Below are 24,489 nucleotides of genomic sequence, written 5' to 3' on the forward strand. Positions count from 1 at the left end.
TTTTCACCACGCAGCGGCCCGCAGCGCATACCTTCACGGAATGGCATCAGACAAGGAACTCGCCGACTTTCTGGCGGGCGTCGAAAGGCGCGCGTTCAAGCAGGCCGCGTACGCCGTGCGTGACGACGATGCGTCGCTCGACATCGTGCAGGACGCGATGATCAAGCTTGCGGAGAAGTACGGCGACCGGCCGGCGGCCGAGCTGCCGCTGCTTTTTCAGCGGATCCTGCAGAACGCGATCCACGACTGGTTCCGCCGGCAGAAGGTCCGCAACACGTGGGTCACGCTGTTCTCGTCGCTGAACAACACCGACGACGACGATTTCGACCCGCTCGAAACCCTCGAATCCGCGGACGACAACGCGGGCGTCGAAAGCAGCGAGCACCGCCTCGAACGAGAGCAGGTTCTGGCCCTGATCGACGAAGAAATCCAGAAACTTCCGACGCGTCAACGGGAAGCGTTCCTGATGCGTTATTGGGAAGATATGGATGTCGCCGAGACTGCCGCCGCAATGGGGTGCTCCGAGGGCAGCGTCAAGACGCACTGCTCGCGAGCCACCCACACCCTGGCGCAAGCGCTCAAGGCCAAAGGAATCACGCTATGAGCTCCGCTCCCGCAAATCGAGAACACGAATTCGCGCTGAAGGTGCGCCGCGCGCTGGACGAGCGCGCGGCCGACCTGCCTGCCGCGACCACCGACCGTCTGGCCGCCGCCCGCCGGGCTGCGCTCGCGCGCAAGAAGCCCGAAGCCGCGACCGTGCCGGTGTTCGTGCCGGCCTTCGCCGGCGCGGCCGGTGCGTACGGCACGGCGCCCGCGGGCCGCCCGCAGGCCGGCCGCCCGTCGTTCGCGCGCCGCCTGCTGCGCGCGTGGCCGCTGGCGCTGCTGCTCGCGGGGCTCGTCGGCATCGCCTACTGGGAAGACATGCAGCGCACCGCCGAACTCGCCGACATCGACGCGGCGATGCTCAGCGACGACCTGCCGCTCAACGCGTATCTCGATCACGGGTTCAACGCGTATCTGTCGCGTGCGCACTAACAGACAATAACGAGGGGATCGCACGGGTGAGTCAGAAGCGCGGCCTGGCCGTATTTTTCGGATGCGTAATCGCGATCGCCGTTTCCTACGTCGCCACGTACCCACGATTCCACCCGGCCCCCGCGACGCCCACCGCCGCGGCCAACAGCCCTGCCGCGCCCGCATCGGCCGCGACCGGGCTGACCACCGAACTCCCCCCGCTGCCCCTGCCGCTGCCGGCCGCGTCCGGCCCGCTGTCCTGGGCGCGCCTCACGCCGGCGCAACACGCGGCACTCGCGCCGTTCGCCGACCAGTGGGATGGCTTCAGCGACGCACGCAAGCGCAAATGGCTGAAGATCGCGTCGCGTTTCGCGAAGTTGACGCCCGATGATCAAAAGCGCCTGCAGGACCGGATGACCGAATGGGCGCGGATGACGCCCGAGCAGCGCCGCGTCGCGCGCGAGAATTACCAGAGTGCGAAGGAGCTGTCCGCGCAGGCGCGCGAGCGGGCCTGGAAGGCGTACCAGCAACTCCCCGAGGAGCAGAAGGAACGTCTCGCGGCCGCCGAGCGCCGCCGCCGGCCGAGCGTCGTCAGCGCGCCGCCGACCGTCGCCGACCGTGACGTCCGTCGCCTCGTCAATTCGCACGATCACGCCGCAAGCGGCGCAGCCACCGCGCCGGCGCCCGTCTCGGCGGCCGCCGCGCAGCCGGTGCCCGCGTCGTCGACGGCCGGCACCGCGTCCGCGCCGGCCGCCGTGGCGCCGGTGTCACCCGCCGACGCGCCCTCGCTGTTCAAGGGCTCCTGAGCGGCCGTGGCGAACGCCCGCGCCCCCGAAACCCCGGCCGCCGCGCCGTCCGTGCGGCGGCGTCTCGCCGCGCTGCTCTACGAAGGCGTGCTGCTGTTCGGCGTGGTGTTCTTCGCCGGACTCGCGTTCAGCCTCGCGACGCAGCAACGCAACGGCCTCGTCCATCACAACCTGCTCGCCGCCTGGATCGCGCTCGTGGTCGGCGCGTACTTCGTCTGGTTCTGGACCCACGGCGGCCAGACGCTGCCGATGAAGACATGGCGGCTGCGACTCGAATCGTCGAGCGGCCGACCGCTGAGCGCGGGCCACGCGCTCGTCCGCTATGCGCTCGGCTGGCTGTGGTTCCTGCCGCCGCTCGCGCTGCATCCGCTCCTCGGCCTGTCGGTACCCGTCACGCTCGCACTCACCGCCGCGTGGATCGTCGTGTGGGCCGGCGCGGCCCGGCTGCATGCCGGCCGCCAGTTTCCGCACGACCGGATCGCACGCACGCGCGTCGTCGCCATCCCGCGTTGAAGCGCTGACGCACCGCATTCACCAGACGAAAGCACGTCGCCGAGGCGACTCCCGCCCGGCCCGACAGCCTTGCCGGACAAGCGCCTGACGTTCCGTACGGCAGGTCACACAACGTCCCGACATTCACTGCTAAACACCTTGCAGCGGTCGTAATAAGAACGTCTCGTGACTGTCACGGCACAGTCACGCCCGCATGGCGGAATGCCGGTAATGTCAACCGGCGCGAGTCATGCATGGGCCAGAAAACGTCTGCGACCTCCCTGTTCCGTCACCCTCTCGGCGCCCGCGCCGCCACCGCCTTCCTGTCCGGTTCCGCCGCAACCGACGGGCGGGTGTCGCAAGAACCGCCTGCCGGTCACGCCACGCGGCATGACGACCCCGACTCGTCCGCGCATCGCTACCGCACCATCTGGCTGTCCGACATCCACCTCGGTTCGAGCGGCTGCCAGGCGCCGTACCTGCTCGACTTCCTGCGCCACAACGATTCGGAGTACCTGTACCTCGTCGGCGACATCATCGACGGCTGGCAACTGAAAAAGGGCTGGTACTGGCCGCAGGCGCACAACGACGTCGTGCAGAAGATCCTGCGCAAGGCGCGCAAGGGGACGCAGGTCGTCTACATCCCGGGCAATCACGACGAAGGCGCGCGGCAGTTCTGCGACCTCGCGTTCGGCGACATCCAGGTGCGCGGCGAGGCGTTCCACACGACGCTCGCAGGCAAACGTTTGTGGATCGTGCACGGCGACCTGTTCGACGGCGTGATCCAGCACGCGAAATGGCTCGCGTACCTCGGCGACACGCTCTACACGCTGATCCTCGTGCTGAACCGCTGGTTCAACCGGATCCGCAGCCGGCTCGGCTTCCAGTACTGGTCGCTGTCGCAGTACCTGAAGCACCAGGTCAAGAACGCCGTCAACTTCATCTCGCAGTTCGAGACCGTGATGACCGACGAGGCGCGCCGGCGCGGTTGCGACGGCGTCGTGTGCGGGCACATCCACAAGGCGGAGATCCGCGACATCGACGGCGTGCTGTACTGCAACGACGGCGACTGGGTCGAGAGCCTGTCCGCACTCGTCGAAACGATGGAAGGCGAACTGAAGATCGTCTACTGGACGGTGATGCGCACCGCACCGTCGGAAACCACGTCGCGCAAGGCCAAGGCCACTGCCTGACACAACCCCGCACCTACAGGACATTGCCGCGATGAAGATCATGATCGTCACCGACGCGTGGGAACCGCAGGTCAACGGCGTCGTGCGCACGCTGAAGAGCACGTCGCGCGAACTCACCGCGCTCGGCCACCGCGTCGAACTGCTGACGCCGCTCGAATTCCGCACGGTGCCCTGCCCGACCTACCCCGAGATCCGCCTGTCGATCCTGCCGTACCGCAAGCTGCGCGCGCGGATCGACGCGTTCGCCCCCGACGCGCTGCACATCGCGACCGAAGGCCCGCTCGGCCTCGCCGCACGACGCTATGCACGTTCGCGCAAGCTGCCGTACACGACCGCGTATCACACGCGCTTTCCGGAGTACGTGCAGGCGCGCTTCGGCATCCCGCTCGCGGCGACCTACCGCTTCCTGCACTGGTTCCATGGCCCGTCGCTCGCGGTGATGGCGCCGACGCCGGTCGTCAAGCAGGATCTCGAGAAATTCGGCTTCACGAACGTCGTGCTGTGGACCCGCGGCGTCGACCTCGACGTGTTCCGACCGATGGAATCGAAGGTGCTCAATACCGCGCGGCCGATCTTCCTCTATGTCGGCCGCGTCGCGATCGAGAAGAACGTCGAGGCGTTCCTGCGCCTCGACCTGCCCGGCTCGAAATGGGTCGCCGGCGAAGGCCCCGCGCTCGCGGAACTGAAGTCGCGCTATCCGGAAGCAAACTATCTCGGCGTGCTGTCACAGGCCGAGCTCGCGAAGGTGTATGCTGCGGCCGACGTGTTCGTGTTCCCGAGTCGCACCGACACGTTCGGCCTCGTGCTGCTCGAGGCGCTCGCCTGCGGCACGCCGGTTGCCGCGTATCCCGTGACGGGCCCGATCGACGTGCTCGGCGAAGGCGACGCCGGCGCGATGCACGAGGACCTGCAGGAAGCCTGCCTCGAAGCGCTGAAGATCGAACGCGCGACTGCGCGCGCATGGGCCGAACGCTTTTCGTGGCGCGCGGCGTCCGAGCAGTTCGCGTCGCATCTGAAGCCGCTGCCGAAGACCGCGTACTCGCCAGCAGAAGGTGCCGCCGTTTGAAACGAGACCTGAACGACAAGTCCCCGCCCCCCGACGCCACGCCGCAACGGCACCGTCCGTTCGACGAGGAAGAGCCGCATGCCGATGCGGACGTGCATGCGCACGAGCCGCTCGGCCCCGACGATCGGCTAACGCCGCTGCCGCCGAACCCGTACAAGCGCCACCGCGGCATCACGCGCGCCTGGTACGCGCTCAAGCATTCGCTGAACGGCTTTCGCGTCGCGATCCGCGAGGAGAGCGCGTTTCGCCAGGAACTCACGCTCGCCGCGCTGATGCTCCCGATCGGTGCGTTTGCGCCGGTGCCGGCCGCCTCGCGCGCGCTGCTGATCGCGTCGGTGCTGCTCGTGCTGATCGTCGAGCTGCTGAACTCGAGCGTCGAGGCCGCGATCGACCGCATCTCGCTCGAACGCCACGAACTCTCCAAACGTGCGAAGGACCTCGGCAGCGCGGCCGTGACGGTCGCGCTGTTCGCATGCGTGACGACGTGGGCCTTCGTGCTCGGCCCGGTCGTCGCACACTGGCTGGGCTTCTAGACAAGCGCCGGGCGCACGCGCCGCGCACCGCCCGCGTGCGGCGCTGCACCATGCGCCGTGCGGGGCCGCGCACACGAAATGCGCCCGATGTGGCGAAACCCCGGTTTATAATCGTCCGCTAGACATAGAACAGCAACCCGCGCCGGACGAATCACGCAGCATCGATTGCAGCGCCCGCCAGTCCGGCACACACAGGGCCGGACGACATGGAAGCGAAACCTCCCCGCCGCACCCGCGAACGGATTCTCGAGTTGTCGTTGAAACTCTTCAACGAGATCGGCGAGCCGAACGTCACGACCACGACGATCGCCGAGGAAATGGAAATCAGTCCAGGCAACCTGTACTACCATTTCCGCAACAAGGACGACATCATCAACAGCATCTTCGCGCAGTTCGAGCAGCAGATCGAACGGCGGCTGCGCTTTCCCGAAGATCACCGTCCGACGATCGACGAAACCTGGTCGTACCTGCAGTACATGGCCGATTTCATGTGGACCTACCGGTTCCTGTATCGCGACCTCAACGACCTGCTCGCGCGCAATCGCACGCTCGAGACGCACTTCAAGCAGATCATCAGCCACAAGGTGCGCTTCGCGCGCGACATGTGCGAGCTGCTCGTATCCGACGCCGAGATGGTCGCGACACCCGCCGAGATCGAGGTCATCGCCACCAACATGGCCGTCATTTCGACGTACTGGCTGTCGTATCAGTACGTGATGCATCCGCGCAAGTACAACGACCAGGACGCGATCCGCGAGGAACTGCATCAGGTCAGCATGCACGTGATCTCCGTGATGGCACCGTATCTGCGCGGCCGTTCGCGCCAGTTGTTCGACGACCTGGTCTCCGGCAAGCTGCCGAAGCGCCAGTTCACCGACTACCTGCCGCCGCGCGACGGCTCGCCGCGCCCGGCAGACAGCCCCGTCGTCACCGGGCAGGCCCCCGCCAAGGATTCCAAGCAATGAAGGCAGTCTGTGTTTACTGCGGCTCGTCGTCCGGCGTCCGGCCCATCTATGCCGACGCCGCGCGCGCATTCGGCCGCGCGCTCGTCGATGCGGACCTCACGCTCGTCTACGGCGGCGGCCGCGTCGGCCTGATGGGCGTGATCGCCGACGAAGTGATGGCGGCCGGCGGCCGTGCGGTCGGCGTGATCCCCGAATTGCTCGTCGACAAGGAAGTCGGCCATACGGGGCTGTCGGAACTGCACGTCGTGCCCGACATGCACCACCGCAAGAAAATGATGGCCGACCTCTCCGACGCGTTCGTCGCGATGCCCGGCGGCGCCGGCACGCTCGAAGAGCTCTTCGAGGTCTACACGTGGGCGCAGCTCGGCTATCACCGCAAGCCCGTCGCGGTCTACAACATCGATTCGTTCTACGATCCGTTGATCGCGCTGCTGCGCCATACGGTCGACGAAGGCTTCATGCGTCCGGCTTATTTCGACGCGCTGTGCATCGAATCCGAACCCGTCGAACTGATCGAGCGACTGCGTCGCTACCAGCCGCCCGCCCGCGACAAGTGGGCGCCCGACGCAGCCAAGTAAGCGCCACCGGAACCCGCACGCGATGACCGCACCGTCCGACCGCAAGGCCGTCCTCATCACCGGCGCGAGCCGTGGCATCGGCCGCGCGACCGCCGTGCTCGCGGCCGGGCGCGGCTGGGACGTCGGCATCAACTACGCGCGCGACGCGGCGGCGGCCGAACTCACCGCGCAGGCCGTCCGCGACGCGGGCGGCCGTGCATGCGTCGTCGCGGGCGACATCGCGAACGAAGCCGACGTCGTCGCGATGTTCGACACCGTCACGGCCGCATTCGGTCGCTTCGACGCGCTCGTCAACAACGCGGGCATCGTCGCGCCGTCGATGCCGCTCGCCGACATGCCGGCCGACCGGCTGCGGCGGATGTTCGACACCAACGTGCTCGGCGCGTACCTGTGCGCGCGCGAAGCGGCGCGCCGGCTGTCCACCGACCGTGGCGGTCGCGGCGGCGCGATCGTCAACGTATCATCGATCGCCTCCCGGCTCGGCTCGCCGAACGAATACGTCGACTACGCGGGCTCGAAGGGCGCGGTCGATTCGCTGACGATCGGTCTTGCGAAGGAACTCGGCCCGCACGGCGTGCGCGTCAACGCGGTACGCCCCGGCCTGATCGAGACCGAAATTCACGCGAGCGGCGGCCAGCCGGGCCGTGCGGCCCGCCTCGGCGCAACGACGCCGCTCGGCCGCGCGGGCGAAGCGCAGGAGATCGCCGAAGCGATCGTCTGGCTGCTTGGCGACGCGGCGTCCTACACGACGGGTGCCCTGCTCGACGTCGGCGGCGGCCGGTAATACCGTACTGCGGCGCAGCAAAAACCGCCGCCCGAGAGGATCAGTCGTCACGACACCACAAATCTCCACAATTCCGTGACACTATCAGTAAACTCTCGTAACAATTCCATGGTCTACTAGCGGGCATTCAGACAGGCGTCATCAACACCTGTCCGTTATCCCTTGATGTGGCCCTAATCGGTCCTGCCCATGTCGCAGGACCGGCTCGACTCGACCCGAGATCTTTTCCATGCCCGGAACCGCAGCGCCCGGCCGGCGACGCACGTCTGTGCCCGCCCCGGCTCAGCACACCCGCTCGACCGCCGACACCGACCTCACTGCAACGCTCGACGTCGCCGGCACGCCCGACGCCGCCTCGACCGTCGCAACCAGCACCACGCACGAGCGCTCGTTCCTGCTCGGCTGGCGCGCATGGCTGTTCGTCGCCGCGCTGATCTGCGCGTACGTGCTGCCGGGCGTCCTCGGTCACGATCCCTGGAAACAGGACGAAACCTACACGTTCGGCATCATCCAGCACATGCTCGAGACGGGCGACTTCGTCGTGCCGACCAATGCCGGCCTGCCGTTCATGGAAAAGCCGCCGCTTTACGCGTGGGTCGCGACCAGCCTCGCATGGCTGCTGCAACGCGTGATGCCGCTGCACGACGCGGCGCGACTCGCGAGCGCGCTGTTCGCCGCGCTCGCGTTCGGCTTCATCGCGCGCACGGCGCGCGTCGCCAGCCGCGCGGACACCTGGTTCGACCTGCGCGTGATCGGCCCCGTCGTGTTGAGCGCGGGCACGCTCGTCGTCATCAAGCACGTGCACGACATGATGACCGACGTCGCGCTGTTCGCCGGCACGGCAATCGGCTTTAGCGGGCTGCTCGAACTCGTGATGCAGCACGTCGCGCGCGCGCATCAGATGCGCCACGGGCTGCCGGTCCGGCCGTCGGGCCGCTGGGCCGCACCGATCTTCGGCGCGGGCGTCGGCATTGCACTGATGGCGAAGGGGCTGTTCGTGCCGCTCGTGTTCGCGGCCTCGCTCGTCGGCGCGCTGGTGCTCTATCCGGCCTGCCGCACCCGCTCGTTCGCGCGCTCCCTCGGCATCGCCGCGCTCGTGTTCGCGCCGTTCGCGCTCATCTGGCCGACCGCGCTGTTCATGCGCTCCGAGACGCTGTTCATGACGTGGTTCTGGGATAACAACGTCGGCCGCTTCTTCGGCTTCTCCGTCCCCGAACTGGGCGCGGAAAACGACAAGCCGTTCTTCATCCTCCGCGCGTTCCTGCTCGTCGGCTTCCCGGTCGCGCCGCTCGCGATCGTCGCGCTCGCGCGCGGCGTGTGGCGCGACTGGCGGACGCCGCGCGTCGCGCTGCCCGTCTTGTTCACCGGCATCGGTCTCGCCGTGCTGCAAGTGTCCGCGACGTCGCGCCAGCTCTACATCCTGCCGTTCTTCGCACCGCTCGCGCTGGTCGCCGCGCAGGCCATCGAGCGCCTGCCGCGCCGGCTGCATCTCGCGTGGGATTACCTGAGCCGCATCCTGTTCGGCGCGGCCGTGGCGCTCGCCTGGGCAATCTGGGCGGTGATGGCCGATCCGGCCGCGTCGCGCGCGGATCTGGCGCCGCTCGGCCGCTGGCTGCCGCTCGACTGGACGATGCCGATCGAACCCGCGCTCGTGACCGGCGCGCTCGTGCTGACGGTCGGCTGGCTCACGCTGCTGCCGAAGCTGCGCGCGACGGGCCTCTGGCGCGGCGCCCTGTCGTGGGGCGCCGGCGCACTCGTCGCATGGGGGCTCATCTACACGCTGCTCCTGCCGTGGCTCGACGTCGCGAAGAGCTACCGCTCGGTGTTCGACGATCTGAACGCGCATCTCGCGCTCGAATGGAACGACGGCGACTGCATGGCGAGCCTGCACGGGCTCGGCGAATCGGAAGCGCCGATGCTGTACTACTTCTCCGGCATCCAGCACACGCCGATCGACGACGCGAAAACGACGCGCTGCACCTGGATGATCGTCCAGGGGGTGCGGGCCGTCGATCCGGCACCGGGCAGCGAATGGAAATTGTTCTGGTCGGGCGCGCGCCCGGGCGACAACGACGAACTGCTGCGCGTGTACGTGCGCACGCCCGAGCAGCACCTGCAGTGACGAATGGCGGCACGGCGCACCGTCGTGCGGCCCCTCATGCCATGCGGGGAACGGCGAACACCGCCGCCTGACACGCGAACAGCCGCCGGGAAACGCGCGCCGCCGACCGGCGCGCCCGGCTGACACGGGTGGCCGCGCGACGCCGCGGGGCGGCCCCCTCCCCTTATCGCGCGACTGCGCGGATCTTCAGAACGACGAACCTGGCTCGCGAAGAAACGCCGTTTCCTCGTCGCTCGACTCGCGTCCGAGAATCGCGTTCCGGTGCGGAAAGCGGCCGAAGCGCTCGACGACGGCCGCATGCAGCAACGCGAAGCGGTGATAGCTTTCGCACCCTGCCTCATCGCGGATGCCCGCGCTCAGGCGCACGGCCTCGCGCTGGCTCTCGACCGACTCGTCGTGCTCGAACGGCAGATACGCAAACGCGCGGTGATGTCCGCTCGGCAACTGCGCGTCCCAGCCGGCCGCGACCACGCGGCGTGCAAGCGCGAGCGCCTTCGGGTCGGCGGCAAACGCGCGCGGCGTACCCCGATGGATGTTGCGCGAGAACTGGTCGAGCACGACGATCAACGCAAGTGCACCCGACGGCGAACCTGCCCAGTGATCGCATCCGCCGTCGCACGCAGCGTCGAGCAAGGCGCCATAGCGTGTGCGCAGCACGTCGTCGAACGCCGTCCCGCCGTTGAACCAGACCTTGCGCGCCTGCCCGAATTCGGCCGAGCCCGGCTCGCCGAACCAGAAATCCAGGATCTCCCGCGCATGCGGATCAAGCGCCGCGCCTGCGTGGGTGGTGTCGATCGTCATGCAAACTCCAGGACGAGGCGCCGGGTGCGCGCGCTCTTCTTTTCCAGTTTCGCGATTCGCAGCTCGCCGATTTCGGCCGTGTTGCGCACATGCGTGCCGCCGCACGGCTGCAGGTCGACCTGCTCGATGCGCAGCAGCCGCACCCGGCCGAGGCCCATCGGCGGCTTCACGCTCATCGTGCGCACGAGGTCCGGCCGCCCGGCCATCTCGTCGTCGGTGATCCACTCGGTCGTGACCGGGTGCGCGCCGACCACCAGGCCGGCGAGGCGCCGCTCGACATCGTCGCGGTCGATCGGGTCGGACGTCGCGAAATCGAGACGGACATAGTCGGCCGTCACGCTGCAGCCGTCGACCGCGTACGGCAGCACCGCGCACATCAGGTGCGCGGCCGTATGCAGGCGCATGTGGCGATAGCGGCGCAGCCAGTCGATCTCCGCGGCGACGCGCGTGCCGGGCACGAGCGCCGCGACACGCGCCTCCTGCCCCGGTGCGGGCACGTGCACGGCGTCGTCGGGGGTCGCGCCGTCGAACTTCGCCTTGCGCGTATCGGCGATCGCGATCGTGCTGCCGTCGGGCAGCGTCAGCGTGCCGGTGTCGCCGGCCTGGCCGCCGCCGAGCGGATAGAACACGGTGCGGTCGAGCCGGATGCCGTCTTCACCGACGGCCAGAACGACCGCGTCGCATTGCGTGAGGTACGCGTCTTCGCGAAACAGCGCTTGTGTCGTCATCGGGCAAACCTCGTATCGATTGGGGAAGCGGCCAGTGTCGCGCCATGCGGTGCGCGCGCCCAGACGCAGATCGCCCCGCGCGCGTGCAGCGGCGTACCGGTCGGTCAACCGGGCCGGTTGCGCATCCAGTCGGCCGTATCGTAGAACGAATGCATGAGCCGCTCGCGCAGCGGTTCGGGCAATCCGACATCCTCCATCGCCCACGCCATGCAGCGCAGCCACTGATCGCGCTCGACCGACGCGATCGGGAACGGCAGGTGCCGCGCGCGCAGCCGCGGATGGCCGAACCGGCTGATGTAGTGGTCGGGGCCGCCGAGCCACCCGCACAGGAACCAGAACAGCTTGTCGCGCGAACCGTCGAGCGACGCCGGGTGCAGCGCGCGAATCTGCGCGAACTCGGGCTCGAGGTCCATCAGGTCGTAAAAGCGGTCCACCATTTCGCGCACGCGGGCTTCACCGCCCACGAGTTCGAACGCCGTCGGCTGCGACGGCGCATCGTCATTCACATCGGTCATACGGATAGTCGGAAAACGGGATCTTCGGGGCCGCCGGCGACGCTCATGCGTCGCGCAGCGACTGCAGCGCGGGGCGCCGCAGCACATTATGCAGGCTCAGCCAGCCAGCCGCACCGGCGCACGCGACACCGGCCGCGATGCCGGCCGGCACGAGCCACGGATCGACGGCGAGCTGGAAGTCGAACACGCGCGACGCGAGCACCCAGCCGACCGCGATCGCACCCGCCGACGCCAGCGCGCCGGCCAGCGCGCCGACCACGATGAATTCCGCGCGCTGCACCGCATTGACCTGCGCCCGCGATGCGCCGAGCGCGCGCAGCAGCGCAGCCTCGCGCACCCGCTCGTCGCGCGTGCCGGCCAGCGCCGTGTAGAGCACGAGCACACCGGCCGCGAGCGTGAACGCGAACAGGAACTGCACCGCACCGACCACCTGCAGCATCATCCGCTGCAACTGCGCGAGGATCGGCGCGACGTCGATCGCGGTCAGGTTCGGGTAGCGCGCGATCAGCGGATCGAGCAGCGCGGCGTCCGAGGCCGGCAGATGGAAACTCGTCAGGTATACGGCCGGGAAATCCTTCAGCACCGGCGGCGGCATCAGCACGAAGAAATTGACGCGGAACGAGCCCCAGTCGAGCTTGCGCACGCTCGTGATCGGCGCGTCGACCGTCAGCCCCGTCACGTCGAAGCGCAGCACGTCGCCCGGCTTCACGTTCAGCGTCTTCGCGAGGCCGGCCTCGATCGAGATCTGCGGCGTGGCCGCGGTGCCGAACCAGTCGCCTTCGACGATCCGGTTGTCGGACGGCAGCTCGGTCGTATAAGACAGGTTGAACTCGCGGTCGACGAGCCGGCGGGCCTCGTCGGACGGGTAGGCATCCGGATTCACCGGCTTGCCGTTGATCGCGACGAGGCGGCCGCGCACCATCGGCGCGGGCACCGCGTCGCGCATGCCGTGCGCGGCCAGATACGCCGCGACGTCGGCACGCTGGTCGGGCTGGATGTCGATCAGGAACTGGTTCGGCGCATCGGGCGGCGTCGACTGCCGCCAGCCCGCAACGAGGTCGTTGCGCGTGATCGCGATCAACAGCAGGCACATCAGGCCGAGCGCCAGCGCGGTGATCTGCAGCGCGCTGGCCGTGCCGCGCCGGTGCAACGACGCGAGCGCGTAACGCCAGCCGACGCCCGCGGCCACACGCGCGTTGCGCACCGCCCGCGCGGCGGCGAACAGCACGAGCCGCGCGATCAGCGCGAAACCGACCAGCGCGCCGGCGAAACCGCCCGCGACGATCAGCCCGAGCTTCAGGTTGCCGGCGGCCACGATCAGCAGCCCCGCGAACAGCACGACGCCGATCGCATACGCGGCCCACGCGGTGCGCGACGCGTCGCCCCACTCGCGCCGCAGCACGCGCACCGGCGGGACGCGCGTGAGCGGCACGAGCGGCGGCAGCGCGAAGCCGAGCAGCAGCACGAGCGCGGCGCCCACGCCGATCAGCGCCGGCCACGGCGTGGGCGGCGGCAGCACCACGTCGATCAGTCCGCCGAGCGCGGCCAGCAACGCCCAGTGGCCGCCGTAGCCAAGCACCGCGCCTGCGGCGCCGGATACGATGCCGATGCCGGCGAATTCGAGCGCGAACAACGCGCCGAGCGTGCGGCGGCTCACGCCGAGGCAGCGCATCGTCGCGCAGCCGTCGAGATGGCGCCGCATGTAGCGCTGCGCGGCCATCGCGATCGCGACCGCCGCGAGCAGCGCGGTGAGCAGCGCGACGAGCGTCAGGAAGTGGCGCGCGCGATCCAGCGTCTGCCGCACCTGCGGCTGGCCTTCCTGCAGCGACTCGAGACCGGCACCGCGCAGCTTCCCGCCGTCGACGCGTGCGTGCGCATACGCTTCGAAGCGCGCGACGGCCTGCTGGTCGCCGGCGACCAGCAGCCGGTACGTGACCCGGCTGCCGTAGCCCGTGAGCCCGGTCGCGGCGAGTTCGTCCGCGCGCATCATCAGCCGCGGCGAAAAATTGACGAACGAAAACCCGCGATCGAGTTCGCGGGAGATCGATGCGGCGACCTTGAACGTGCGCAACCCGACGCGCACCGTATCGCCCGCCTTCAGGTGCAGCGCATCGAGCAGCGCCGGATCGGCCCATACGGTGCCCGGCGCGGGAATCCCGGCCGCCTTCTGCGAGGCGGAGGCACCGGCCGGCAGGATCTCGACCGCGCCGCGCAACGGATAGCCGGGAGACACGGCCTTCACGGCCGCGAGGCGCGACGGCGCCGCGTCGGACGCCTGCCCGCCCGTGGCGGACGCGATCATGCTCGGGAAGATCGCGGTCGTCGCGGTACGCAGGCCGAGCGCGCGAGCCTGCTGGTCGAACGACGGATCGACGGGGCGGTCGGCCCGCACGACGAAATCGGCGCCGAGCATCTGGCGCGCGTCGCGCTCGAGCCCCTGGCGCAGCCGGTCGGCGAGGAAGCCGACGCTCGTCAGCGCCGCGACCGCGAGTACCAGCGCAAGGACGAGCAGCGTCAGTTCGCCCGCGCGCCAGTCGCGCGCGGTCATGCGGGCAGCCTGGCGGATCAGGTCGCGCAGGCCGAAGCGGCCGGCATGCGCACGCATCTCATGGCCGGGTTGCCCGGCGGGCGGCTGCGCCGCGTGTTGCCGCCCCTTCAATCGCGCTTCCCCCCGATCGAGTTCAGCCGCGACACCATGTGGTTCGCCATGCCGCGAAAGCCGCCCGAGACACCCCGCCACAGACGCGGGAGCGCCCACGCGGAAGCCGCGATGAAGGCGGCGAGCAGCACCAGGAAGGCGAGCGGAACGAAGAACGCGAGCACGAGCCCGCCGACCACGAGGCCGTCCTCGGTCGACGATGCGACCCAGTTCGAAATCGGTTCGGGAGACAGGTTGATCAGCGCGCGCGTGCCGGCCTTCGCCACGTGCGCGGCACCGGCGAGCGAACCGCCGGCGAGCCCCGCGACTGCAAGCACGGTCGGATCGGCATGGCCGAGCGCGCCGGCCGCGAGCACGGCGCCGGCCGGAATGCGGATGAAGGTGTGCACGGCATCCCACAGCGAGTCGAACGCGGGGATCTTGTCGGCAAGGAATTCGGTGACGGTGAGCACGGCCGCGGCGCCGATGACCCACGGCGACATCAGGACGGCCAGCGTGTCGGGCAGGTGCAGCCAGCCGAACCGCGCCAGCAGGCCGGCGATCAGCACCGTCAGGTACAGGCGCAGGCCGCTCGCCCACGCGAGCCCCGCGCCGAGCGAAATCGCTTCGATCATGGCCCTCTCCTTGCACTTTCCGTGCGCTTTGCCGATTGATCGGATCGGGTCGGACAGACCAGCCGCGCGGCGCGTGGCGACCGGCACCGCGTGCCACGAGAAGCACGACGGTATTCAGGCCCGAATGCGTTCCATTATAGACAGGCCGGACGGGCGGCCGGCGCAATTCCGCGGCGCGGCACCCGGACGCGGGCGCACCCGGATGCGGTCGTCAGGCCGCCGACGACAGCTTGAGGCCGATCAGCCCCGCGACGATCAGCGCGGCACTCGCGACGCGCGCGACGGTCAGCGCCTCGCCCATCATCACGATGCCGAACACGAACGCACCGACCGCGCCGATGCCCGTCCACACCGCGTACGCGGTGCCGAGCGGCAACTGGCGCATCGCGACCGCGAGCAGCCCGAAGCTGGCCAGCGCCGTCACGATCGTAAACACCGACGGACCGAGCTTCGTGAAGCCGTCCGACGATTTCAGGCCGGCCGCCCAGGCCACTTCCAGCAAACCGGCAATCAACAACCATACCCACGCCATCCCGACGTACTCCGTATCGGATGGGGCCGTCCCCGTTGAAGCGAATGTCCCGGGGTCGTCCCCGGGCGGCGCCGAGTATAACAAGATGCTTACGGACACGCCGGCGGCCGGCCGGGGGCGCGACCGGCCGGGCCCGGTCAGTTCGAGACGCGCTTCGGCGTCGCGCCGCCGACGCAGCGGTCGTCGCGGTACAGCGCCCACTCCTCGCACACGCGGCCGTCCTTGAACACGCACATGCCGACCTGCCCGCTCGACAGGTTGCGTACCGTGTGGTGGCCGCCGAGCTTGGTGCAATTGACCGATGCGGGATTGGCCGTCGCCTGCTGGGACGACGGCGGTTGCTGCCCGGGCGGCAGCGGTTGGGCGAACGCGCCAGACGCGGCAAGCGCCAGCGCACAGATGACGACCAGACGGACGGACATTGCACGCTCCTCGTTTTCGTTCGCGGAGCGGTCAGGATAACGGGGAATGAGCGCCGGGTGTGCAACGCGCGCGTCGGCCGCGGGACTGTCGCGCCGACGCAACCCTGCCGGCGCGCGACGTCACGCGCACGTGCGCCGCCGCGGCCCGGCCGGGCCCGTCATGCGGCGCCGACGAGCCGGTATCCGACGCCCGTTTCGGTGACGATGTACTCGGGCTGCGCCGGGTCGCGCTCGAGCTTCTGGCGCAGGTGCGCCATGTAGATGCGCAGGTAGTGGTGGCTTTCGACGTGCGACGGCCCCCACACGTCGCGCAGCAGCTGCCGGTGCGTGAGCACGCGCCCCGCGTGGCGCACGAGCGTGGCGAGCAACCGGTACTCGAGCGGCGTCAGGTGCACGATCTCCCCGTCGCGCCACACCTGGCGCAGCGCGAGATCGACCGTCACGGTGCCGAAGCTCACCTTCGGCGACTCGTTCGCGCCGCCCTGGTTGCGCCGGCGCAGTTGCGCGCGGATCCGCGCGCGCAGTTCGGACACGCCGAACGGCTTGGTCAGGTAATCGTCGGCGCCCGCATCGAGCGCCGCGACCTTCTCTTCTTCCTGCGTGCGCGCCGACAGCACGATCACCGGCACCTCGGACCAGCCGCGCAGCTCGCGGATCACGTCGAGGCCGTCGGTATCGGGCAGGCCGAGGTCGACGATCACGAGATCGGGCTTGCGCGTCGCCGCGTCGATCAGCCCCTGCTTGCCCGTCTCGGCCTCGAACACCGCGATGTCCTCCTCCTCGAGCGCGGCGCGCACGAAACGGCGGATCTGCTTTTCGTCCTCGATCAGGACGACGGTCAGGCTGGGTTCACTCATGGTCTGGCAATGACTCGGATGGGGACGACGCACCCGGCACCTCGGGTTCGTCGTCGGATACGGCAGGCGCGGCCGGCGGCGTCTCGACCGGCAGCGTGAACCAGAAGCGCGCGCCCGTCACGTGGCCGTCGGGCGCGGTGCGGTTGAGCGCGCCGATTTTACCGCCGTGCGCCTCGACGATCGCGCGGCAGATCGCGAGGCCGAGCCCGATGCCCGGCGTCGCCGATTCCTTCTCGCCGCGCGTGAACTTGTCGAAGATCCGCGTTTCCATGCCGGCCGGCAGGCCCGGGCCGTGATCGTCGACATGCACGCGCACGAACGGCAGCCCGTCGTCGGTCACGCGCTCCGCGCCGATCTCGAGCGGCGTATCGGGCGGCGTGTACTTCGCCGCGTTCTCGAACAGGTTGGTGAACAGGCGCTCCATCAGCACCGCGTCCATCTGCAGGAGCGGCAGGTCGGCCGGCAGCACGACGCGCGCGGGATGGCGCGACAGCACGCGCTTGCATGCGGCGAGCGCCGCGCCGACGGTTTCCTCGAGCAGCGACCACTGGCGCTTGAGCTGCAGGCTGCCGGCCTGCAGCCGCGCCATGTCGAGCAGGTTCGTGACGATGCCCGTCATCCGCAGCGCCTCGTCGTGAATCGCATCGACGAGTTCGCCCTCGCGCTGCGCGAAGCGCTCGGCCGCCGCGGCGTCGCCGCCCTGTGCGGCCGCGCGTCCGTTCGCGAGCATCGACGAGAAACCGACGATCGTCGTGAGCGGCGTACGCAGGTCGTGCGAGATCGCCGACAGCAGCGAGTTGCGCAGCCGCTCGGATTCCATGTTGACGAGCGCGTCGCGCGCGATCTCGACGTAGTGCACGCGTTCGAGCGCGAGTGCGATCTGCGCGGCGAATGCGTCGAGCATCCGCTGCTGCTCGGGTACCTCGAGTTCGCGCGGTTCGCGTGACGCGACCGCGAGCACGCCGCGCGTGCGCATCGGCGCCTTCAGCGGCAGGTACAGCGCGACCGTCGCGGGCAAGGTATCCGTGCCGCGGCCGGCCGGCTTCTGCTGGTCGTATACCCACTGGCCGACGTCGCTGTCGAGGTCGGCGCCCGTCAGCGTGACGGCCGCGTCGGGCTCCTCGATCTTCTGCCGCACCTTGTCCGCGCTGTCGGGCAGCAGGAACGCGACGCGCGCGCGGAACACCTCGCCCACGTGGCGGCTGCCGATCTCGACGATCTGCTCGGTCGTGAGCGCCGCGCCCAGCTCGCGCGCCATCGCGTAGATCGCGCCGGTGCGGCGCTCGCGGCGCTGCGCGACGCTCGCCTGGCGCGTCAGCGTCGACGTCAGGTGGCTGATCACGAGCGACGTCAGCAGCATCCCGAAGAAGGTCAGCAGGTATTGCGTGTCGCTGACCGAGAACGACATGCGCGGCGGCACGAAGAAGTAATCGAACGCGGCCACCGACAGGAACGACTGCAGCACGCCCGGGCCGCGCCCGAGCCGCACGGCCGAGAACACGACGCCGAGCAGGTACAGCATCACGAGGTTCGTGAGGTCGAGCCGCTCGGACACGAGGCTCGCGACGACCGTGATCGCCGCGCAGATCGCGGCCGCATACGCGTAGTGCCGCGGCGGCGAGCGATGCGTGCCGAACTGCGCGAACGCGTCGCGCCAGTCGCGCGCACGCGCGTCGAGCGGCGCGGCGCGCGCCTCGTCGCTCGCGGACGCACGGATCAGCATCAGGTCGACGTCGCCCGCGCGCTCGGCGAGCTGCTCGCCGAACGGCCGCGCGAAGCGGCGCACGAGCCCGACCTTCGGCGAGCCGCCCGCGACGATCTTCGACACGTTGCGCACCTTCGCATAGCCGATCAGCGCGGCGACCGCGTCGGCGCCGGCGAGCGTGGCCGTCTCCGCGCCGAGTTCGGCGGCGAGCTTCAGCGCATCGAGCGTACGCTGCCGCCGCGCGTCGGGCAGCCGCTGCAGCCGCGGCGTCTCCACATAGACGGCGATCCAGTCGGCCTTCAGGCTCGCGGCGAGCCGCGCGGCCGCGCGCACGAGCGTCGGCGCCTCGGGGCCCGGCCCGACGCATACGAGCAGCCGTTCGCGCGCCTGCCAGATGCGCTGGATCGAACGGTCGGCGCGGTATTCGCGCATCTGCGCGTCGACGCGATCGGCCGTGCGCCGCAACGCCAGTTCGCGCAGCGCGATCAGGTTGCCCTTGCGGAAGAAGTTGCGCACCGCGCGCTCGGCCTGCTGCGCGAGATAGACCTTGCCGTCGCGCATCCGCTCGAGCAGTTCCTCGGCCGGCAGGTCGACGAGCGTGACTTCGTCGGCCGCGTCGAATACGCGGTCGGGCACCGTCTCCCACACGCGGATGCCGGTGATCGCGCCGACCACGTCGTTCAGGCTTTCGAGGTGCTGGACGTTGACGGTCGTATAGACGTCGATGCCCGCGTCGAGCAGTTCGTACACATCCTGCCAGCGCTTCATGTGCCGTGCGCCCTGCACGTTCGAATGCGCGAGTTCGTCGACGAGGATCAGTTGCGGCTGGCGCGCGAGTGCGCCGTCGAGATCGAATTCGGCGAGCGTGCGGCCGCGATAGTCGATGCGCGCGAGCGGCAGCACGTCGAGACCGTCGAGCAGTGCGGCGGTTTCGCTGCGCCCGTGGGTCTCGACGATGCCGACGACGACGTCGACGCCTTCCTGCCGGCGCTGGCGCGCGGCCTGCAGCATCGCGTAGGTCTTGCCGACACCGGCCGATGCGCCGAAGAAGATCTTGAGCTGGCCGCGCCGCTGCTTTTCTTCGTCACGCTGCAGCTTGTCGAGGAGTTGGTCTGGATCGGGACGATTCATGCGTCAGAAAGGCGGAGCGCCCGGATGCGCGCGAGTACGAGCATTGTTGTTCCAAATCGCCGCAAAAGGCAAAGACGGCGCAAGCGCCGTCGGGAAAAGGCGCGCCCGGCGCGGGGCTGACCGCGCCGGGCGCCGGTTGCCGGACGCGCTCAGTGCGCGGCCTGCGCCGCGTCGAGCGCGAGGTTCAGCTTCAGCACGTTCACGCGCGCCTCGCCGAGCACGCCGAACTGGCGGCCCGTCGTGTTCGCGGCGACGAGCTGCGCGACCGCGTCGGGCGTCAGGTTGCGCGCCTTCGCGACGCGCTCGACCTGGTACGCGGCGGCGGCCGGCGTGATCTCCGGATCGAGGCCGCTCGCCGACGCCGTCACGAGGTCGACCGGCACGGGCTTCGACATGTCGGTGCCCGCATCGCGCAGCGCGGCGATGCGCCCCTTCACCTGGTCGGCGAGCGACGGGTTCAGCGGGCCGAGGTTCGAGCCGCCGGAGCCGGTCGCGTTGTACGGCATCGGCGCCGTGGCCGACAGCCGGCCCCAGAAATACTTCGGCGCATCGAACGGCTGGCCGATCAGCGCGGAGCCGACCGGCTTGCCGTCCTTCTCGATCAGGCTGCCGTTCGCCTGCGACGGGAACACGGCCTGGCCGAACACGGTCATCACGGCCGGGTAAGCCAGGCCCGTCACGGCGGTCAGGACGACGAAGAGCACGACGAGCGGGCGAATCAACGTTTTCATGATGTTTCCTTCAATGGCGGCCGGTTCAGGCCCAGCCGAGTGCAGCGAGCGTCATGTCGATCAGCTTGATGAACGGGAACGGCAGCAGCACGCCGCCGAGGCCGTACACCAGCAGGTTGCGGCGCAGGAGCGACGCGGCGCCGAGCGGCCGGTACGTGACGCCCTTCAGCGCGAGCGGGATCAGCGCGACGATGATCAGCGCGTTGAAGATCACCGCCGACAGGATCGCGGAGGCCGGCGATGTCAGGTGCATGATGTCGAGCACGCGCAGTTGCGGGTACGTGGTCACGAACGCGGCCGGGATGATCGCGAAGTACTTCGCGATGTCGTTCGCGATCGAGAACGTCGTCAGCGAGCCGCGCGTCATCAGCATCTGCTTGCCGATCTCGACGATCTCGATCAGCTTCGTCGGGTTCGAGTCGAGGTCGACCATGTTGCCCGCTTCCTTCGCGGCCTGCGTACCGGTGTTCATCGCCACGGCGACGTCGGCCTGCGCGAGCGCCGGCGCGTCGTTGGTGCCGTCGCCCGTCATCGCGACGAGCCGGCCGGCCGCCTGGTGCTCGCGGATCGTCGCGAGCTTGGTTTCCGGCGTCGCTTCCGCGAGGAAATCGTCGACGCCCGCTTCCGCCGCGATCGCCGCGGCCGTCAGCCGGTTGTCGCCCGTCACCATCACGGTCTTGATCCCCATCTTGCGCAGCTCCGCGAAGCGCTCCTTGATGCCGCCCTTCACGATGTCCTTCAGCTCGATCACGCCGAGCACGCGCGCCGCACCGTCATGCAGGTCGGCCACGACGAGCGGCGTGCTGCCGCGGCGCGCGACTTCGTCGACCGCGCGGCGCACTTCTTCCGGGAAGCGGCTGCCGTGCGTCTCGACGTATTGGCGGATCGCATCGGCCGCGCCCTTGCGGATCTCGCGGCCGGGGAGGTCGACGCCGGACATCCGCGTCTGCGCCGAGAAGCCGATGAACGTCGCGTGCAGCTGCGCCATGTCGCGCTGGCGAATGTTGAAACGTTCCTTGGCCAGTACCACGATGCTGCGGCCTTCCGGCGTTTCGTCGGCGAGCGACGACAGCTGCGCGGCATCGGCCAGCGCTTCCTCGGTCACGCCCGGCGCCGGCACGAACGTCGATGCCTGACGGTTGCCCAGCGTGATCGTGCCGGTCTTGTCGAGCAGCAGCACGTCGACGTCGCCGGCCGCTTCCACCGCACGGCCCGACGTCGCGATCACGTTCGCCTGCATCATCCGGCTCATCCCCGCCACACCGATCGCGGAAAGCAGCCCGCCGATCGTCGTCGGGATCAGGCACACGAGCAGCGCGACGAGCGCGGTGATCGTCACGACGTGGCCGGCCTTCATCGCCTCGACCGAGAACATCGAGAACGGCAGCAGCGTCGCCGTTGCCAGCAGCATCACGATCGTCAGCGCGACGAGCAGGATCGTCAGCGCGATTTCGTTCGGCGTCTTCTTGCGCTTCGCGCCTTCGACCATCGCGATCATCCGGTCGAGGAACGCCTCGCCGGGGTTCGCGGTGACCTTGACGACGATCCAGTCGGACAGCACGCGCGTGCCGCCCGTCACCGACGAGAAGTCGCCGCCCGATTCGCGGATCACCGGCGCGGATTCGCCGGTGATCGCCGATTCGTCGACCGACGCGACACCGTCGACCACCTCGCCGTCGGCCGGGATCACGTCGCCGGCCTCGACCAGCACGACGTCGCCACGGCGCAGCTCGGTCGCGGTCGTGATGCGGATCGGCGACTTCGGATGCGGCTCGTTGAGCTTCTTCGCCATCACGTCCTTCTTCGCACTGCGCAGCGACGCGGCCTGCGCCTTCGAGCGCCCTTCGGCGAGCGCCTCGGCGAAGTTCGCGAACAGCACGGTGAACCACAGCCACAGCGCGATCGCGAGGATGAAGCCCGCGGGCGCCTCGGCCTGGCCGGAGAGCGCCGCGATCCACAGGATCGTGGTCAGGATGCTGCCGACGTACACGCAGAACATCACCGGGTTGCGGAACTGCGTGCGCGGCGTGAGTTTCTTGAACGAGTCCACGATCGCCGGGCGCAGCAGCGCCGGATCGAACATGGACCGTGTTGCGGAATGTTGAGTCATTGCGATCTCTTCAATCTCTCGAGTCTTTTCAACGTGTCGCCGCGCGTCATGCGCCCAGCCACATCATCAGGTGCTCGACGCCCGGGCCGAGCGCGAGCGCCGGCACGTAGGTCAGCGCGCCCACCAGCAGCACCGTGCCGAGCAGCAGCACGACGAACAGCGGACCGTGCGTCGGCAGCGTGCCGCTCGTCACCGCGATGCGCTTCTTCGCGGCCAGCGAGCCGGCGATCGCCAGCACCGGCACGATCGTGCCGAAGCGGCCGAACCACATCGCGATCGCGGTCATCCAGTTGTAGAACGGCGTGCCGACCGTCAGGCCCGCGAACGCGCTGCCGTTGTTGTTCGCGGCCGAGCTGAACGCGTACAGGATTTCCGAGAAGCCGTGCGGGCCGGGATTCGAGATGCCGGCCTTGCCCGCATCGGCGAGCACGGCGATCGACGTGCCGACCAGTACGAGCAGCGGCGTGAGCAGCACGACGATCGACACCATCTTCATCTCGTACGCTTCGATCTTCTTGCCGACGTATTCCGGCGTGCGGCCGATCATCAGGCCGGCGACGAACACCGCGAGCAGCGCGAACACGAGCATCCCGTAGAGACCCGAGCCGACTCCGCCGTAGATCACCTCGCCGAGCTGCATCAGCAGCATCGGCACGAGGCCGCCGAGCGGCGTCAGCGAATCGTGCATCGTGTCGACCGCGCCGCACGACGCGGCCGTCGTCGCGACCGTGAAGATGCCGGTCTGCGCGATCCCGAAGCGCGTTTCCTTGCCTTCCATGTTGCCGCCCGGCTGCAGCGCGCCCGTCGACTGGTCGACGTGAAGCGCGGCGAGCGTCGGGTTGCCGCCCTGCTCGGCGCTCACCTCGACGCCGATCGCGAGCACGAACGCGACGGTCATCGCCGCGAGCACCGCGATGCCCTGCCGGCGGTCGCCGATCATCCGGCCGAACACGAGACACAGCGCGGCCGGGATGATCAGGATCGAGAAGATCTGCAGGAAGTTCGCGAACGGCGTCGGGTTCTCGTACGGGTGCGCGGAGTTCGCGTTGAAGAAGCCGCCGCCGTTGGTGCCGAGCATCTTGATCGCTTCCTGCGACGCGACCGGGCCCATCGCGAGCGTCTGCTTCGTGAGCGGGGTCGGCACCGTGACCGCGTTGCCCTTGTCGTCCTTCACCGGATTGCCCTGCGCGTCGAGCTTCGGCGCCGCATAGGTGCTCGCCTGCAGCACCGGCACGTCCTGGTACGCCTTCATGTTCTGGATCACGCCCTGGCTCATCAGCAGCGCGGCGACGATCATCGACATCGGCACGAGCACGTACATCGTCACGCGCGTGAGGTCGACCCAGAAGTTGCCGATGGTCTGCGCGGTATGACGCGCGAAGCCGCGGATCAGCGCGATCACGACGACGATGCCGGTCGCCGCCGACAGGAAGTTCTGCACGGTCAGGCCGAGCATCTGCGTCAGGTAGCTGACGGTCTGCTCGGGCGTGTAATCCTGCCAGTTCGTGTTGGTGACGAAGCTGACGGCCGTGTTGAACGCGCCGTCGACCGTCATCGCGCCGAATTGCTGCGGGTTGCCGGGCAGGAAGCCCTGCAGGCGCAGCAGGCCGTAGAGGAACAGCGCGCCGAGCGCGTTGAACGCGATCGTCGCGATCGCGTACTGCTTCCAGTTCATCTCGCTGCCGGCGTCGACGCCGGCAATGCGGTACAGCGCGCGCTCGAGCGGCCCGAACACGCGCACGACGCGCGAACTGCCGTCCATCACGGCGGACAGGTAGCGCGCGACCGGCACGGCCGCCGCCAGCAGCACAACGACGAAGAGCAGCGTCTGAAACAGGTTGTTCGCGTTCATTCGATGTCCTCCGCGCGCAGCAGCGCAAAGACGAGATACGCGAACAGCAGTGCCGTCGAGGCGCCCGCCAGCCAGAGCATCCAGGTCATGCTCGCCCCCCGCGACCGTATTGCACGAGCTTGTCGCAACCGGCAACCAAACCGAGGATCAGCGTGGTGAAGAGCACCAGTGCGCCGATGAAAACCCCATCCATTTTTCTGTTCTCCATCGTCGAAATCAGACGACTAGAACCTTATGGGAACGCACGTAAAGGACGGGTCAAAGGTATCGGGGCGGGTA

The 24,489-nt window shown here is 69.1% G+C and carries 25 protein-coding genes; 11 read left to right on the forward strand and 14 right to left on the reverse strand.

The window, feature by feature from the left end; all coding sequences use genetic code 11:
- Window positions 1-40 precede the first annotated feature (40 nt).
- From ABIC51_RS19895 to ABIC51_RS19945, 11 genes are all read left to right on the forward strand, one after another.
- Window positions 41-604: an RNA polymerase sigma factor gene (locus ABIC51_RS19895; protein ID WP_027784998.1), complete on the forward strand. Its 564-nt coding sequence runs from the start codon at window positions 41-43 to the stop codon at window positions 602-604.
- Entirely contained in the window at window positions 601-1,035 is a 435-nt protein-coding gene (locus ABIC51_RS19900; RefSeq protein ID WP_027786859.1) for a DUF3619 family protein, read from the forward strand. The genes ABIC51_RS19895 and ABIC51_RS19900 overlap by 4 nt, the downstream gene beginning before the upstream one ends.
- Window positions 1,036-1,061: 26 nt before the next feature.
- Window positions 1,062-1,820, forward strand: a complete 759-nt coding sequence (locus tag ABIC51_RS19905; protein WP_027786858.1) for a DUF3106 domain-containing protein — start codon at window positions 1,062-1,064, stop codon at window positions 1,818-1,820.
- A 6-nt stretch (window positions 1,821-1,826) separates the two neighbouring features.
- Window positions 1,827-2,333 (forward strand): RDD family protein, encoded by a 507-nt coding sequence (locus ABIC51_RS19910; protein ID WP_060086020.1) that lies wholly within the window; start codon window positions 1,827-1,829, stop codon window positions 2,331-2,333.
- A 233-nt stretch (window positions 2,334-2,566) separates the two neighbouring features.
- Window positions 2,567-3,505 carry a UDP-2,3-diacylglucosamine diphosphatase gene (locus tag ABIC51_RS19915; RefSeq protein ID WP_027786856.1) on the forward strand — a complete coding sequence of 313 codons (939 nt, stop codon included), beginning with the start codon at window positions 2,567-2,569 and terminating at the stop codon, window positions 3,503-3,505.
- 31 nt (window positions 3,506-3,536) lie between these two features.
- Window positions 3,537-4,571: a glycosyltransferase family 4 protein gene (locus tag ABIC51_RS19920; protein ID WP_027786855.1), complete on the forward strand. Its 1,035-nt coding sequence runs from the start codon at window positions 3,537-3,539 to the stop codon at window positions 4,569-4,571.
- On the forward strand, window positions 4,568-5,104 hold the full coding sequence (locus ABIC51_RS19925) for a diacylglycerol kinase (protein WP_027786854.1): 537 nt from the start codon (window positions 4,568-4,570) through the stop codon (window positions 5,102-5,104). The genes ABIC51_RS19920 and ABIC51_RS19925 overlap by 4 nt, the downstream gene beginning before the upstream one ends.
- Before the next feature lie 206 nt (window positions 5,105-5,310).
- The gene (locus ABIC51_RS19930) at window positions 5,311-6,069 is read left to right on the forward strand and encodes a TetR/AcrR family transcriptional regulator (RefSeq protein WP_021161119.1); all 759 of its coding nucleotides are present in this window, start codon (window positions 5,311-5,313) and stop codon (window positions 6,067-6,069) included.
- Window positions 6,066-6,647 carry an LOG family protein gene (locus tag ABIC51_RS19935; protein ID WP_175898291.1) on the forward strand — a complete coding sequence of 194 codons (582 nt, stop codon included), beginning with the start codon at window positions 6,066-6,068 and terminating at the stop codon, window positions 6,645-6,647. Before ABIC51_RS19930 ends, ABIC51_RS19935 begins: the two co-directional genes overlap by 4 nt.
- Window positions 6,648-6,669: 22 nt before the next feature.
- On the forward strand, window positions 6,670-7,431 hold the full coding sequence (locus ABIC51_RS19940) for an SDR family oxidoreductase (RefSeq protein WP_354006598.1): 762 nt from the start codon (window positions 6,670-6,672) through the stop codon (window positions 7,429-7,431).
- Window positions 7,432-7,660: 229 nt separating this feature from the next.
- Window positions 7,661-9,553: an ArnT family glycosyltransferase gene (locus tag ABIC51_RS19945; protein ID WP_175898290.1), complete on the forward strand. Its 1,893-nt coding sequence runs from the start codon at window positions 7,661-7,663 to the stop codon at window positions 9,551-9,553.
- Window positions 9,554-9,739: 186 nt separating this feature from the next.
- Here ABIC51_RS19945 and ABIC51_RS19950 read toward each other — a convergent pair whose 3' ends face one another.
- From ABIC51_RS19950 to ABIC51_RS20015, 14 genes are all read right to left on the reverse strand, one after another.
- Entirely contained in the window at window positions 9,740-10,354 is a 615-nt protein-coding gene (locus ABIC51_RS19950; protein ID WP_175898289.1) for a DUF924 family protein, read from the reverse strand.
- Complete coding sequence (locus tag ABIC51_RS19955; protein ID WP_175862602.1) at window positions 10,351-11,082, reverse strand: alanyl-tRNA editing protein; 732 nt, start codon at window positions 11,080-11,082, stop codon at window positions 10,351-10,353. The genes ABIC51_RS19950 and ABIC51_RS19955 overlap by 4 nt, the downstream gene beginning before the upstream one ends.
- Window positions 11,083-11,186: 104 nt before the next feature.
- Window positions 11,187-11,597 carry a group II truncated hemoglobin gene (locus ABIC51_RS19960; RefSeq protein ID WP_006398765.1) on the reverse strand — a complete coding sequence of 137 codons (411 nt, stop codon included), beginning with the start codon at window positions 11,595-11,597 and terminating at the stop codon, window positions 11,187-11,189.
- A gap of 43 nt (window positions 11,598-11,640) precedes the next feature.
- Window positions 11,641-14,202 (reverse strand): ABC transporter permease, encoded by a 2,562-nt coding sequence (locus ABIC51_RS19965; RefSeq protein ID WP_175898288.1) that lies wholly within the window; start codon window positions 14,200-14,202, stop codon window positions 11,641-11,643.
- Window positions 14,203-14,252: 50 nt separating this feature from the next.
- Window positions 14,253-14,870: a DUF4126 domain-containing protein gene (locus tag ABIC51_RS19970; RefSeq protein ID WP_021161113.1), complete on the reverse strand. Its 618-nt coding sequence runs from the start codon at window positions 14,868-14,870 to the stop codon at window positions 14,253-14,255.
- Between the two features lie 211 nt (window positions 14,871-15,081).
- Complete coding sequence (gene sugE / locus ABIC51_RS19975) at window positions 15,082-15,402, reverse strand: quaternary ammonium compound efflux SMR transporter SugE (protein ID WP_021161112.1); 321 nt, start codon at window positions 15,400-15,402, stop codon at window positions 15,082-15,084.
- 137 nt (window positions 15,403-15,539) lie between these two features.
- Window positions 15,540-15,824: a putative hemolysin gene (locus tag ABIC51_RS19980; protein WP_027786845.1), complete on the reverse strand. Its 285-nt coding sequence runs from the start codon at window positions 15,822-15,824 to the stop codon at window positions 15,540-15,542.
- Between the two features lie 158 nt (window positions 15,825-15,982).
- On the reverse strand, window positions 15,983-16,681 hold the full coding sequence (gene kdpE, locus ABIC51_RS19985) for a two-component system response regulator KdpE (protein WP_027786844.1): 699 nt from the start codon (window positions 16,679-16,681) through the stop codon (window positions 15,983-15,985).
- Window positions 16,674-19,517, reverse strand: a complete 2,844-nt coding sequence (locus ABIC51_RS19990; protein ID WP_354006599.1) for a DUF4118 domain-containing protein — start codon at window positions 19,515-19,517, stop codon at window positions 16,674-16,676. The genes kdpE and ABIC51_RS19990 overlap by 8 nt, the downstream gene beginning before the upstream one ends.
- Before the next feature lie 149 nt (window positions 19,518-19,666).
- Window positions 19,667-20,248: a potassium-transporting ATPase subunit KdpC gene (gene kdpC / locus ABIC51_RS19995; RefSeq protein ID WP_027786842.1), complete on the reverse strand. Its 582-nt coding sequence runs from the start codon at window positions 20,246-20,248 to the stop codon at window positions 19,667-19,669.
- 25 nt (window positions 20,249-20,273) lie between these two features.
- Window positions 20,274-22,358, reverse strand: coding sequence for a potassium-transporting ATPase subunit KdpB (gene kdpB, locus ABIC51_RS20000; protein WP_059697945.1), 2,085 nt, complete (start codon window positions 22,356-22,358; stop codon window positions 20,274-20,276).
- A 46-nt stretch (window positions 22,359-22,404) separates the two neighbouring features.
- Window positions 22,405-24,210 (reverse strand): potassium-transporting ATPase subunit KdpA, encoded by a 1,806-nt coding sequence (gene kdpA, locus ABIC51_RS20005; protein WP_027786840.1) that lies wholly within the window; start codon window positions 24,208-24,210, stop codon window positions 22,405-22,407.
- A complete protein-coding gene (kdpF, locus tag ABIC51_RS20010) occupies window positions 24,207-24,299 on the reverse strand; it encodes a K(+)-transporting ATPase subunit F (protein WP_006752209.1) in 93 nt (30 codons plus the stop codon). Before kdpF ends, kdpA begins: the two co-directional genes overlap by 4 nt.
- Entirely contained in the window at window positions 24,296-24,418 is a 123-nt protein-coding gene (locus tag ABIC51_RS20015; RefSeq protein WP_255221841.1) for a hypothetical protein, read from the reverse strand. The genes kdpF and ABIC51_RS20015 overlap by 4 nt, the downstream gene beginning before the upstream one ends.
- Window positions 24,419-24,489 lie beyond the last annotated feature (71 nt).

Source organism: Burkholderia sp. 572 (assembly GCF_040545135.1).
Classification (GTDB): Bacteria; Pseudomonadota; Gammaproteobacteria; order Burkholderiales; family Burkholderiaceae; genus Burkholderia; species Burkholderia cepacia.

Bases quoted from the DNA above. Each gene is read 5' to 3' on its own strand.
- kdpC (WP_027786842.1), bottom strand. From the start codon at position 20,248: ATGAAAACGTTGATTCGCCCGCTCGTCGTGCTCTTCGTCGTCCTGACC.
- ABIC51_RS19930 (WP_021161119.1), top strand. From the start codon at position 5,311: ATGGAAGCGAAACCTCCCCGCCGCACCCGCGAACGGATTCTCGAGTTG.
- kdpE (WP_027786844.1), bottom strand. From the start codon at position 16,681: ATGAGTGAACCCAGCCTGACCGTCGTCCTGATCGAGGACGAAAAGCAG.
- ABIC51_RS19945 (WP_175898290.1), top strand. From the start codon at position 7,661: ATGCCCGGAACCGCAGCGCCCGGCCGGCGACGCACGTCTGTGCCCGCC.
- ABIC51_RS19935 (WP_175898291.1), top strand. From the start codon at position 6,066: ATGAAGGCAGTCTGTGTTTACTGCGGCTCGTCGTCCGGCGTCCGGCCC.
- ABIC51_RS19980 (WP_027786845.1), bottom strand. From the start codon at position 15,824: ATGTCCGTCCGTCTGGTCGTCATCTGTGCGCTGGCGCTTGCCGCGTCT.
- ABIC51_RS19915 (WP_027786856.1), top strand. From the start codon at position 2,567: ATGGGCCAGAAAACGTCTGCGACCTCCCTGTTCCGTCACCCTCTCGGC.
- kdpA (WP_027786840.1), bottom strand. From the start codon at position 24,210: ATGAACGCGAACAACCTGTTTCAGACGCTGCTCTTCGTCGTTGTGCTG.
- ABIC51_RS19950 (WP_175898289.1), bottom strand. From the start codon at position 10,354: ATGACGATCGACACCACCCACGCAGGCGCGGCGCTTGATCCGCATGCG.
- ABIC51_RS19990 (WP_354006599.1), bottom strand. From the start codon at position 19,517: ATGAATCGTCCCGATCCAGACCAACTCCTCGACAAGCTGCAGCGTGAC.
- ABIC51_RS19955 (WP_175862602.1), bottom strand. From the start codon at position 11,082: ATGACGACACAAGCGCTGTTTCGCGAAGACGCGTACCTCACGCAATGC.
- ABIC51_RS19900 (WP_027786859.1), top strand. From the start codon at position 601: ATGAGCTCCGCTCCCGCAAATCGAGAACACGAATTCGCGCTGAAGGTG.
- kdpB (WP_059697945.1), bottom strand. From the start codon at position 22,358: ATGACTCAACATTCCGCAACACGGTCCATGTTCGATCCGGCGCTGCTG.
- ABIC51_RS19960 (WP_006398765.1), bottom strand. From the start codon at position 11,597: ATGACCGATGTGAATGACGATGCGCCGTCGCAGCCGACGGCGTTCGAA.
- ABIC51_RS19970 (WP_021161113.1), bottom strand. From the start codon at position 14,870: ATGATCGAAGCGATTTCGCTCGGCGCGGGGCTCGCGTGGGCGAGCGGC.
- ABIC51_RS19965 (WP_175898288.1), bottom strand. From the start codon at position 14,202: ATGCGTGCGCATGCCGGCCGCTTCGGCCTGCGCGACCTGATCCGCCAG.
- ABIC51_RS19920 (WP_027786855.1), top strand. From the start codon at position 3,537: ATGAAGATCATGATCGTCACCGACGCGTGGGAACCGCAGGTCAACGGC.
- ABIC51_RS19895 (WP_027784998.1), top strand. From the start codon at position 41: ATGGCATCAGACAAGGAACTCGCCGACTTTCTGGCGGGCGTCGAAAGG.
- ABIC51_RS19940 (WP_354006598.1), top strand. From the start codon at position 6,670: ATGACCGCACCGTCCGACCGCAAGGCCGTCCTCATCACCGGCGCGAGC.
- sugE (WP_021161112.1), bottom strand. From the start codon at position 15,402: ATGGCGTGGGTATGGTTGTTGATTGCCGGTTTGCTGGAAGTGGCCTGG.
- kdpF (WP_006752209.1), bottom strand. From the start codon at position 24,299: ATGACCTGGATGCTCTGGCTGGCGGGCGCCTCGACGGCACTGCTGTTC.
- ABIC51_RS20015 (WP_255221841.1), bottom strand. From the start codon at position 24,418: ATGGAGAACAGAAAAATGGATGGGGTTTTCATCGGCGCACTGGTGCTC.